General features: G+C 50.6%; 11 protein-coding genes, 1 rRNA gene, 1 pseudogene and 1 other annotated feature. Of the genes and pseudogenes, 11 read left to right on the top strand and 2 right to left on the bottom strand.

The window, feature by feature from the left end; genetic code table 11:
- Positions 1 to 88 precede the first annotated feature (88 nt).
- The 8 genes from rrf to BST81_RS05440 all read left to right on the top strand — a co-directional run bounded on the left by rrf (position 89) and on the right by BST81_RS05440 (position 4,745).
- Positions 89 to 206: ribosomal RNA gene (gene rrf, locus BST81_RS05405) — 5S ribosomal RNA — on the top strand.
- Between the two features lie 260 nt (positions 207 to 466).
- On the top strand, positions 467 to 703 hold the full coding sequence (gene secE / locus BST81_RS05410) for a preprotein translocase subunit SecE (RefSeq protein WP_075597527.1): 237 nt from the start codon (positions 467 to 469) through the stop codon (positions 701 to 703).
- Entirely contained in the window at positions 700 to 1,332 is a 633-nt protein-coding gene (gene nusG / locus BST81_RS05415; protein WP_075597528.1) for a transcription termination/antitermination protein NusG, read from the top strand. The genes secE and nusG overlap by 4 nt, the downstream gene beginning before the upstream one ends.
- Before the next feature lie 7 nt (positions 1,333 to 1,339).
- Positions 1,340 to 1,765, top strand: coding sequence for a 50S ribosomal protein L11 (rplK, locus tag BST81_RS05420; RefSeq protein ID WP_075597529.1), 426 nt, complete (start codon positions 1,340 to 1,342; stop codon positions 1,763 to 1,765).
- Positions 1,766 to 1,866: 101 nt separating this feature from the next.
- Positions 1,867 to 2,571: a 50S ribosomal protein L1 gene (gene rplA / locus BST81_RS05425; protein WP_363079418.1), complete on the top strand. Its 705-nt coding sequence runs from the start codon at positions 1,867 to 1,869 to the stop codon at positions 2,569 to 2,571.
- A gap of 60 nt (positions 2,572 to 2,631) precedes the next feature.
- Positions 2,632 to 2,785 (top strand) — a sequence feature (ribosomal protein L10 leader region).
- A gap of 42 nt (positions 2,786 to 2,827) precedes the next feature.
- Positions 2,828 to 3,355: a 50S ribosomal protein L10 gene (gene rplJ / locus BST81_RS05430; protein WP_075597531.1), complete on the top strand. Its 528-nt coding sequence runs from the start codon at positions 2,828 to 2,830 to the stop codon at positions 3,353 to 3,355.
- A 35-nt stretch (positions 3,356 to 3,390) separates the two neighbouring features.
- Positions 3,391 to 3,777, top strand: coding sequence for a 50S ribosomal protein L7/L12 (rplL, locus tag BST81_RS05435; RefSeq protein ID WP_075597532.1), 387 nt, complete (start codon positions 3,391 to 3,393; stop codon positions 3,775 to 3,777).
- Between the two features lie 152 nt (positions 3,778 to 3,929).
- Positions 3,930 to 4,745: an alpha/beta hydrolase gene (locus BST81_RS05440; RefSeq protein ID WP_253188092.1), complete on the top strand. Its 816-nt coding sequence runs from the start codon at positions 3,930 to 3,932 to the stop codon at positions 4,743 to 4,745.
- A 22-nt stretch (positions 4,746 to 4,767) separates the two neighbouring features.
- Here the strand turns inward: BST81_RS05440 and BST81_RS05445 are convergent, their stop codons facing one another.
- Complete coding sequence (locus BST81_RS05445; RefSeq protein ID WP_075597534.1) at positions 4,768 to 7,098, bottom strand: Tex family protein; 2,331 nt, start codon at positions 7,096 to 7,098, stop codon at positions 4,768 to 4,770.
- A gap of 250 nt (positions 7,099 to 7,348) precedes the next feature.
- On the opposite strand from BST81_RS05445, the gene BST81_RS05450 reads away from it, so the two are divergent.
- From BST81_RS05450 to BST81_RS05460, 3 genes are all read left to right on the top strand, one after another.
- Positions 7,349 to 8,092: an LOG family protein gene (locus BST81_RS05450; RefSeq protein ID WP_253188093.1), complete on the top strand. Its 744-nt coding sequence runs from the start codon at positions 7,349 to 7,351 to the stop codon at positions 8,090 to 8,092.
- 2 nt (positions 8,093 to 8,094) lie between these two features.
- Complete coding sequence (locus BST81_RS05455; protein WP_075597535.1) at positions 8,095 to 9,420, top strand: PhoH family protein; 1,326 nt, start codon at positions 8,095 to 8,097, stop codon at positions 9,418 to 9,420.
- A 67-nt stretch (positions 9,421 to 9,487) separates the two neighbouring features.
- On the top strand, positions 9,488 to 9,715 hold the full coding sequence (locus BST81_RS05460; RefSeq protein ID WP_075597536.1) for a DUF433 domain-containing protein: 228 nt from the start codon (positions 9,488 to 9,490) through the stop codon (positions 9,713 to 9,715).
- A 554-nt stretch (positions 9,716 to 10,269) separates the two neighbouring features.
- Here the strand turns inward: BST81_RS05460 and BST81_RS27935 are convergent.
- Positions 10,270 to 10,757, bottom strand: a pseudogene (locus BST81_RS27935) (serine/threonine protein kinase); the annotation flags it as partial.

Below are 10,757 nucleotides of genomic sequence, written 5' to 3' on the forward strand. Positions count from 1 at the left end.
GCTAGTAACTATGCAGCCTTGAAGGTTTTTGAAAGATTAGGTTTTCAATCCTTTTTTGAAAACTTATTTTCAACGCTTAGATGTTCTTCCTGGTGTCTATGGCGCGGTGGACCCACACTGACCCCATCCCGAACTCAGAGGTGAAACGCTGCAGCGGCGAACATACTTGAGGGGTAGCCCTCTGGAAAAATAGCTCGATGCCAGGGTGATTTTTCAAAGAGCCTTCCCATGTGGGAAGGCTTTTTGTTCTCCAAAGTTTTGGATAATTTCCTGAGATAGTCATCCCGAGATAATTATCAGTTTGTCTTAGTCGATGTTTTGAGCTATCATGCTAGTTTGGTTAGCTTTATAAATTTGATCGGCTATGGTTTTTCAAGATCTGCTGCTAGCTTGTGAATTTAGTTACTTGGCTTAATAGCTTTCCTAGCTTGTCAATAAACGTCTTGAATAGGCGGAGGTTTTAGTAGTGGTCAAGAAGGATGTAGTTAAGGAAGATGTTCAAGCTCAAGCAGCTAAGAGTGATTTCAACGCGCTTGCTTTTCTGCAGGAAACCAAGGAAGAGCTTGATAAAGTTGTCTGGCCTAGCAGGCAGCAATTAATTAGTGAATCCCTAGCTGTAATTTTGATGGTGATCCTATCCGCCACTTTGATTTATTTGGTAGATAACTTTTTCAGTTGGGCAGCTAAACAGGTGTTTGGATGACTTTTTCAACCGATGATCCGCATGATCTTCCGCAGATGGAGGATGTTCCTGATGAGTTATCTGGTAGTATAGCTCGCTGGTATGCTGTTCAGGTTGCTTCCAGCTGCGAAAAAAAAGTGAAGGCTAATCTGGAGCAGCGTATCCAAACCATGGATGTAGGAGAGAAGATTCTCCAAGTTGAGATTCCTCAAACGCCAGCTGTTAAGTTTAGACAAGGTAGTAAGCCCCAGTCAACTGAAGAGAAGATATTTCCAGGTTACGTTCTCATCCGGATGATTTTGGATGATGAAACCTGGATGGTTGTTAAGAACACCCCCAATGTGATTAATTTTGTGGGTGCGGAGCAAAAGCGACGGTATGGTCGTGGTCGTGGTCACGTTACCCCCGTACCTTTGAGTTCTACTGAAGTAGAGAGAATCTTTAAACAGGCTCAGGATCAGAAGCCAGTCGTGAAGATTGACATGGCTTCGGGTGACAAGATTCTCGTTCTTTCTGGTCCTTTCAAGGATTTTGAAGGGGAGGTCATTGAGGTTAGTCCAGAGCGTAGTAAATTAAAGGCTCTGTTGTCTATTTTTGGTCGTGATACTCCCGTGGAATTAGAGTTTAATCAGGTTCAAAAACAGAGCTAGTAGATCAATGGCAAAGAAAGTTGTTGCGGTCATTAAGTTAGCGATCACGGCAGGTAAAGCAAACCCTGCTCCTCCCATCGGTCCAGCATTGGGTCAGCATGGTGTGAACATTATGATGTTCTGTAAGGAGTACAATGCCAGAACTGCTGATCAAGCTGGTCTTGTTGTGCCAGTAGAGATCTCAGTTTATGAAGATCGCAGTTTTACGTTTGTCCTTAAAACTCCCCCAGCTTCTGTGTTAATTTGCAAGACCCTGGGGCTCGAAAGAGGATCGAGTGATCCTAAGAAGAAGAAAATTGGAACTCTGACTAAGGCTCAACTGAGGGAAATTGCTCAGACAAAGATGCCTGACTTGAATGCAAATGATATTGAAGCGGCGATGAAAATTATTGAAGGAACAGCCCGTAACATGGGTGTTTCTATTGCTGATTAATCAGCTTCATTGGTGCAGTTCACTTCCTGAACACTCGTTCAATTAGTGGGGGAGAGTTTAAACCTCGTTATTACCCCAAGGAGAAAAAAATGGTTAAGAGATTGTCTCGTCGATTGCGGGAATTGAGTAAGAAGGTCGAGCCCAAAGCTTATGAGCCCCTTGAAGCTCTGAGGCTCCTCAAAGAAACTGCTACGGCCAAATTTTCGGAGTCTGCGGAAGCTCATATTCGTCTGGGTATTGACCCTAAATATACCGATCAACAGCTTCGAACCACTGTGGTTTTACCCAAGGGCACAGGTCTGACCAAGCGGATTGCTGTGATTGCCCGAGGTGAGAAAGTTAATGAAGCTTCTACTTCGGGTGCTGATATTGCTGGTTCGGAAGAGCTGATTCAGGAAATCCAAAAAGGCATGATGGACTTTGATGTTCTGATTGCCACCCCCGACATGATGCCTAAGGTGGCTTCTCTAGGGAAATTGTTGGGTCCTCGTGGTTTAATGCCATCGCCTAAGGGGGGGACAGTTACTTTTGATTTAGCCCAAGCGATTTCTGAATTTAAGGCTGGTAAACTTGAGTTTCGAGCTGATAAGTCAGGTATCGTTCATGTTCTGTTCGGTAAAGCTTCTTTTCCAGAGGATGATCTACTGGTTAACTTGAAGGCTTTGCAGGAAACAATCGATCGAAATCGACCTTCAGGGGCTAAAGGGCGGTATTGGAGGAGCGTGTATATTTCTGCAACAATGGGGCCTTCCATCCAGATGGACATTAACCTGCTGCGGGATCTGAAATTTTCTGATGCAGCATAATTAGGGCTAGTATGTAGCTATCTTCTAACACCTTCAATATTTGAAACGAAAAATCAACTAAGAATCAAATATTTGGAACCAGAGACAGCAGGTGAATATCGCTTAATTTCCTGCCGAGGTTTCATCAGCCTTTCAACTTTCTTGCTTTATGCTGCAAGCTTGAAGTGTCTGATGGAATTCCCCGGCACAGTTGCCGGGGTTTTTTATTGACTGAACTTCAAAACTTTTCTTCAAGAACTAAGGAGGTGATACAAGAATGGGTAGAACACTGGAAGATAAAAAGCAAATTGTTGCTGAGCTCAAAGGACATTTGGATCAGGCCCAGATGGCCCTAATTGTAGATTACAAAGGTTTGAAAGTTTCTGAGATCACCGATTTGCGGAAGCGATTGCGTGCTAGTGGCACGGTTTGCACGGTCACTAAAAATACCTTGATGCAAATTGCGATTGATGGAAATGCTTCCTGGCAACCAATGTCAGAATTCCTCAGCCAATCTTCTGCCTTCCTCTTTGTGAAAGAGGATATTGGCGGTGCAATCAAGGCCTATCAGGACTTTCAGAAAGCCACCAAGAAGACGGAGCTGCGTGGTGGTGTCATGGAGGGTCGTGCCCTGAATCCAGAGGATGTTAAGGCGATCGGCGATCTGCCGTCTAAGGAACAACTCATGGCTCAGGTGGCAGGTGCGATCAATTCTCTGACCGCCAAAGTTGCAATTGGGATTAACGAGATTCCAGGCTCACTGGCGCGTGCGATCAAGGCTATTTCTGAGAAAGAAGCCGCTTAATAGTTTTCATGAATCCCTCAAGATAGGAGTTTTCTATGTCTGCTGTAGCTGAAATTGTTGAAAAGTTGAAGACCCTGACGCTGCTCGAAGCGGCTGAACTGGTTAAGCAAATTGAAGAGACCTTCGGAGTTAGTGCTGCTGCTCCTGTAGGTGCCATGATGATGGCGGCACCCGGTGCTGCTGCTCCTGTTGAAGAGGTTGAGGAGCAAACTGAATTTACCGTCATGCTGGAAGAAGTGCCTGCTGACAAGAAAATTTCGGTGCTTAAGGTTGTCCGTTCCATTACTGGTCTGGGCCTGAAAGAGGCAAAGGACCTGGTAGAGTCAACGCCTAAGGCTGTGAAGGAAGGGGTTAGCAAGGATGATGCTGCTGCTGCCAAGAAAGAGTTGGAGGAAGCAGGCGGTAAGGTATCGATCAAGTAACTTTGGTTGACAACGTTGTGGAAAGGGAGCCTGAAATAGCTCCCTTTTTTGTGGATTTGCGGCGTTGTTGTGATCCTAATGCTGGTTGCTATAAGGTGATTCTTAACCAGTCGTTTGTAAGGACAGTCCGTGAAGGAGACGGGTTGTAATTTGTGGGACAACTGAAATCATTATTGATGGGCAAACTGAGCTGGAAAAGAGCAGTGCGATCGTTAGTCCTGATTTATGGTGTTTTTGCAGGTTATGTTTTTTTGCGGGCCGATAGTATGATCTTCCTGCCACAGCCTGCTAGCTATCGGGATAGTGCGGCAGTTCTCAAAGTCCCAGTTACAGACCAACTCCACATTTCTGCTGTTTACCTGCCCAATCTCCAGGCTGACTACACGATTCTCTACATTCACGGCAATGCGGAGGATCTGGGGGATATTCGGCCCATGCTGGAGCGGTTACAGGGGTGGGGCTTCAGCGTCTTTGCCTATGACTATCGGGGCTATGGTACCAGCGACGGCAAGCCCAGTGAGCAAAATGCTTACCAGGATGCCGCTGCGGCCTACCGCTACCTGACCCAGACTCTGAAAGTGCCACCGGAGCGGATTATCGTCTACGGTCGTTCTGTCGGTGGAGGCTCTGCGACGGAACTAGCCAACCGGTACTCGATCGCCGGCCTGGTTTTGCAAAGCACCTTCACGTCTGCGTTTCGAGTTGTTGTCCCGATCCCCATTCTGCCTTTCGACAAATTTCCCAACCTGCGTCACCTCCGCCAGGTGAAATGCCCCGTCCTGGTGATGCATGGCCAGGCTGATGAGGTGGTGCCCTTCAGCCACGGTCAGCGGCTTTACGACGCAGTTCCTGGCCCCAAGCTATCCCTGTGGGTGGCAGAGGCGATGCACAATGACTTTAACGAAGTTGCAGGCGATCGGCTACGACTGGCCCTCCTGGACTTTCAGCAGTTGATCGAACGCAAGTAGGGTGATGCCAGATGCTGGTGAACTAGCGTTTCTGATTAAATTTAGCCCGTAGATCCTCCAGGGTTGGTTCTGACTCTTTGTCCTGCTTATCGTTGGCCCCTTGCTTACCCTTAGATGCCTGCTGGTTCTGGGGCTTCTGAGTCTGAGGTTTCTGGATCTGGTTTTTGGGGCTCTGGGGCTTGGGAGCCGCTTCCATTGTCCCCCCCGATCGCATGGAGAGGCTGATTCGCTTCAGAGCCTCATTCACCTCCAGCACCCGCACCTTCACCACCTGTCCGACTTTGACGATTTGCTTCGGGTCACTCACGAAGCGATCGGCCAATTGGGACACATGCACCAACCCATCCTGATGCACACCAATATCCACAAAGGCCCCGAAGTTAGCGACGTTTGTGACCACCCCTTCCAACTCCATGCCTACCGTAAGATCGGAGATTTCCTTTACCCCTTCCTTAAAAGTGGCGTACTTGAACTCAGCGCGGGGATCTCGTCCTGGTTTTTCCAGCTCAGCCAGAATATCCCGCAGGGTTGGTTCCCCCACTTTCTCTGTGACATACTTTTTTAGGTCAGAGGGTTTCAACCTGGCAGCGATCTGGGTGACTTCCGTCAGAGGGACCTGCAGGTCAGCCGCGATCGCCTGCACCACCCCGTAGCTCTCCGGGTGAACAGCGGTATTATCCAGGGGATTATCTCCCTGGCGAATCCGCAGAAATCCAGCAGCCTGTTCAAAAGCTTTAGGACCGAGTTTAGGGACTTTCAGAAGTTGGCGACGATCGCGAAAAGCGCCATGTTCATTACGGTAAGTGACAATGTTATTCGCCACAGCCGGAGTAATGCCCGAAACAAAGGTCAGAAGTTCCTTCGAGGCCATGTTCAGATCTACACCGACATGGTTCACACAACTCTCCACCGTTTCATCCAGTTTCCGCTTCAGCAACTTCTGATCGACATCATGCTGATATTGACCCACGCCAATGGACTTGGGATCAATCTTGACCAGTTCAGCTAGGGGATCTTGCAGGCGACGACCGATACTGACGGAGCCCCGCACCGTCACATCCTGATCCGGGAATTCCGCGATCGCCACCGGACTGGCTGAATAGACCGAGGCACCGGCTTCATTTACCATCACTGCGATCGGTTGGCGATCCAGGGTTTTCAGGATCTCCCGCACAAACTCCTCCGTTTCCCGACCCGCAGTGCCATTGCCGATCGCAATCAGCTCGACCTGGTACCGCTGAATCAGGGTGATCAGAGTCCGACCTGCCTGAGCCCGCTGCCCTTCTCCCTGGTGAGGAAAAATCGTCTGATATTCCAGAAACTTACCCGTCTGATCCAGAACCACCACCTTGCAACCGGTGCGGAACCCTGGATCGATCGCCAGGGTGGGTTTCATGCCTGCCGGAGCCGCCAACAGCAGTTCCCGCAGGTTGGCTTCAAAAGTCTGAATCGACGCAATATCCGCCTCGGCTTTTTTCAGGGATCGAACTTCTGTGATCAGGGAATTCTTCATCAGTCGATCGAAGGCATCTGCCAACAGCTCCCGATAGAAGGTCCGGACCGCTGGAGTTTTAGCCCGAATTTCTGCACCTTCCAGATAGGTCAGCACCTGCACCCGATCGAACTCCAGAGCCACATCCAGAATGTTCTCTGCTTCTCCCCGATACAGGGCCAGCAGATTGTGGGGGGCGATCGCCTTCACAGTGGCCTGGAAATTCCGGTACATCTCGAACTTGGTGGTTCCCTCTGGGTAGTCAGATTTCACCCGTGACACCAGCATTCCGGATTCCACCAGGAAATCCCGCAGGTAGGCCCGGTGTTCTGCCTTTTCGGCCACTTCTTCCGCCAGAATATCTGCTGCTCCCCGCAGGGCTTCTGCCACCGTTTTGACGCCTTTCTCCTCCGAAAGATACTTTCCGGCTTCCGTGTCCAGATCTACGGCTGTTGTCTGGGGGATATTCAGGGACTTAATCCAGGTGGCCAGAGGCTCCAGTCCCTTTTCACGGGCTACTGTGGCACGGGTGCGGCGTTTTGGCCGGAAGGGCAGATACAGGTCTTCTAGCTCCGTTTTCTGCAGACAGGCGACAATCTTAGCCTGCAATTCTGGGGTGAGTTTATCCTGTTGCCCAATCTCCGCCAGAATCGATCGCTTCCGCTCCTCCAGTTCCGTCAGGTAAGTGTGCCGCTCCAGGAGATCTCGCAATTGGGTTTCCGTCATCTCGCCCGTGCGCTCTTTTCGGTAGCGGGCGATAAACGGCACCGTGGCTCCTTCGGCAAAAAGTTCCAGGGCGTTGCTGATCTGAAGTGGCTGCAGGGATAATTCATCTGCCAGAAGCTGGGAAATATTCAGCATTGGGTCTATCTTTCAGGTAACAGAAAACAAGTTGGGACTGATAGGACATGGTACTGCAGCCCTGATGAAGTCTTCCTTTGGATTATAAAAGGATGTTGAAAGAGTCTGGATCCTTGCCCTGTTGACTAAAGTTGCAGCGATGAGAAAGAAACGGGCCTACTTTGGTTACTAAAATCAATACGGCTGTAATTTTGCCCATGCTTTGACTGGGAGCGATCCTAGAATTTGCTATCTTAGTAAGTCTAATCGTGTGAATCAACCTTTGAATCCAGAAAACTGCCCCATCAATCCAACGGGTCCGATCAACATTACCGAAGGAGATGAAGCCTTTGTGATCGTCCAGAATGCGATCATAGGGCTCTGGCAGGTGGTCAATGACTTGACCCGAATTCGTCCCCGCCACGATCGCTACCGGGTGACGATTTTCGGCTCTGCCCGCATGCATCCGGAGGATCCTCTCTACGAAGGGGTGCGCCAGTTGGCCAGCGACTTAACGATCATGGGCTGTGATATTGTGACCGGAGGCGGGCCAGGACTAATGCAGGCAGCCAATGAAGGGAGTGTGATTGCCGATCCAGAGGACCGGATGAAATCCATCGGGATTCGGGTTGCTCTAGAGTACGAGCAGGACACGAATCCCTTTGTGGAGCAGGTCTACTGCCATGAGACCTTTTTCTCCCGATTGCATCATTTTGTTCTGATCTCAGATGCTTTTGTGGTTGTACCTGGTGGGATTGGCACTACCCTGGAAGCCCTGATGATCTGGCAATTGCTCCAGGCTCAGAAATTGCATGATGTGCCCCTAGTTTTTGTTGGGCCGATGTGGTCTGACCTAGTGCTTTGGGCGAGAAAATACATGCTGAATGGGGGGGTGGCGATGGCTGATCCGGCTGACTTTTCTATCCCTATCTGTGTTGATACGTTTACTGCCGCGATCGATCAGATTCGCGTTGCTCACACTCAATGGAAACACCAAAGCGCATCTCAGAAATGATTATGAAGAAGGTTTTTGTCCTCGATACCAATGTGTTACTGCACGACCCCAGTGCCATGCTGCGCTTCCAGGATAATGATGTTGTGCTGCCCATTACGATTATTGAGGAGCTCGATCGCTTCAAGAAGCAACCTGAGATGACCGGGCGGAATGCGCGGCAGGTGTCTCGCCAACTGGATACCCTGCGGAAACGGGGCCATTTGACGGAAGGGATTCCCCTGGAGGGGGGAGGGATTCTCAGGGTAGCCCTGTGTCATCGGGAAACCCTACAGGAACTGCCGCCAGAACTGGAAGGCGACCAGGGGGACAATGCCATTCTGGCTGTTTCCCTGGAGTTGAAGCGTCAGTGTCATTGTCCGGTGGTGATGGTCAGCAAAGATACTAATCTGCGGATCAAGGCAGATGCCTTGGGCCTGACGGCTGAGGATTACGAGACGGATAAGGTGGATGTGGAAGGGCTATTCACCGGCATGGCGGAGGTGCTGGTCAGACCTGAACTGATCGACCAGTTCCACAAAGAGGGGACCATTATCCTGCCCCAGGATTTTCTGCCGAATCAGGCCCTCACCCTGATTGATGAAACCAGTCCTTCCCATACAGCGCTGGCGATCGTCGATGGTACCACCCGTCAGATTGGGCCTCTGCTCAAGTTACCTGCGTCTGGGGTATCTCGGATTCGTCCTCACAATCGGGAACAGAAATTTGCCTTTGAATTATTGCTGCGGGATTCTGTGCCTTTGGTGACCCTGGTGGGCAAGGCTGGAACGGGTAAAACCTTACTGGCGATCGCCGCCGGATTACAGAAAGTGGCGGATGAGAAAGTGTATAGCCAACTGCTGATTTCCCGGCCAATCGTTCCCATGGGTCGGGATCTGGGCTATCTGCCGGGGGATGTGACCGAAAAGCTGACCCCCTGGATGCAGCCCCTCTACGACAACTTTGATTTGATTTTTGGAACGCAGGAATCGATCGGCAAACCCAGTCACTGGCGACGGGGCCATGAGGAACTGATTGAACGGGGCCTGCTACAGATTGAGCCCCTGACCTATATTCGGGGGCGCAGTTTGCCAAAACAGTTTCTGATTGTGGATGAGGCTCAGAACCTGACGCCCCACGAAGTCAAAACCATCTTGACCCGGGCCGGGGAAGGCACCAAGATTGTCCTGACCGGTGACATTGATCAGATTGACAATCCTTACATTGATGCGGCCAGCAATGGGTTGGCCCATGCGATCGAGCATTTCAAGCAGGATGGGCTGGCAGGCCATATCACCTTACAGAAAGGGGAGCGATCGGACCTGGCTGAACGGGCGGCTGTGTTGCTCTAGTAGGCTAACTTCAAAGTTCTGTAACCTAGGCTAGGATCAAAAAGAATCCTGCTACTGGATAGTTGACATGACAACCACAGCGCGTGTTATTCATAGCGACCCTGACATCTTGGGAGGAACCCCGGTTTTTGTCGGAACTCGTGTGCCAATGAAAACTTTGCTTGATTATCTCGAAGCAGGTGATCCGCTAGATGAATTCTTAGAGCACTTTCCCAGTGTTAGCCGTGGGCAGGCGATCGCAGCACTTGAATTAGCCAAAGAAATGCTGACAACCTATGCGAATCCTGCTGGATGAATGTGTCCCACGACCTTTAAAGCGTGAATTTGTTGATTACGAGATCCGTACAGTTGTCGAGATGGGATGGTCAGGAAAAAAGAACGGTGAACTGCTGCGACTTATGAGTTAAGAGGGCTTTACGGTTCTGCTCACAACGGATCAAAATTTGCGTTATCAGCAAAACTTGCAGCAAGCTGGAGTAGCAGTTGTTGTTCTTGTGGCACCCAGCAATAGGCTTTCTGATTTAGTTCCTCTGATACCAGATGTTCGCAACGTGCTGAATACCATGACTCCGGGGAAAGTGATTGAAATTGGAGGTGCCTGAAAGCTGTGTAGTCGGGGCAGGACAACAATCCCATCGTTCCGATCGTACAAAAGTTTTGGCAACAATATACTTGGCACACCAATCCCTTTCCCCTCATGCCCCACCCCCTTCTCCCACAATGGGGAGAAGGGGCATTAACGCTTAATTTCTCCCCTCTCCCGCTCTGGGAGAGGGGCCGGGGGTGAGGGCAGTGTTGGTGCATGAAGTATATTAATGCCAAAGTTTTACAGGGGTTACCCCATCAGGCTCAATGAAGATCGGTGTCCCAAACGGCGATGTAAATCCGATCGGAGCCATTGCGCTCAATGATGCCTTCCAGGTTGCCGATCTGGAAGGGATAGCGGCTGGCCTGCCGGGTATAGATTTCCTGGAGTCCGGTTTCGATCTCGGGGGTGGTTCTGCCCTCCAGTAAGCCATTCAGGGTAGTTCGCATCACCAGTGAGTCAACGGATTGGGCGAAGGCGACCTCCGTTTGCCGCAGGCGGCGGGTGCCCCGATCGTAGATATAGCCCAGCGTCACCTGACCGGGGAGCAGGTCATAGCGGGCTGCTTCCGTATTGGGCCAGTATCCATCCCGGAGTTTGAGGGGCTGGCCCAGACGATCGACAACCTGCTGTTCAGAAGTGCCGATCGGGAAACCGGGGATACCTGTGGCGGGTAGGGTTCCTGGGCTGGTCGTGTTCTCTGGGCTGGGGGAGGCTGGAGCAGGGCTGGGGGAAGCCTCTGGGGATGGAC

The sequence above is a fragment of the Leptolyngbya sp. 'hensonii' genome (genome assembly GCF_001939115.1).
In the GTDB taxonomy this organism is placed as follows: Bacteria; Cyanobacteriota; Cyanobacteriia.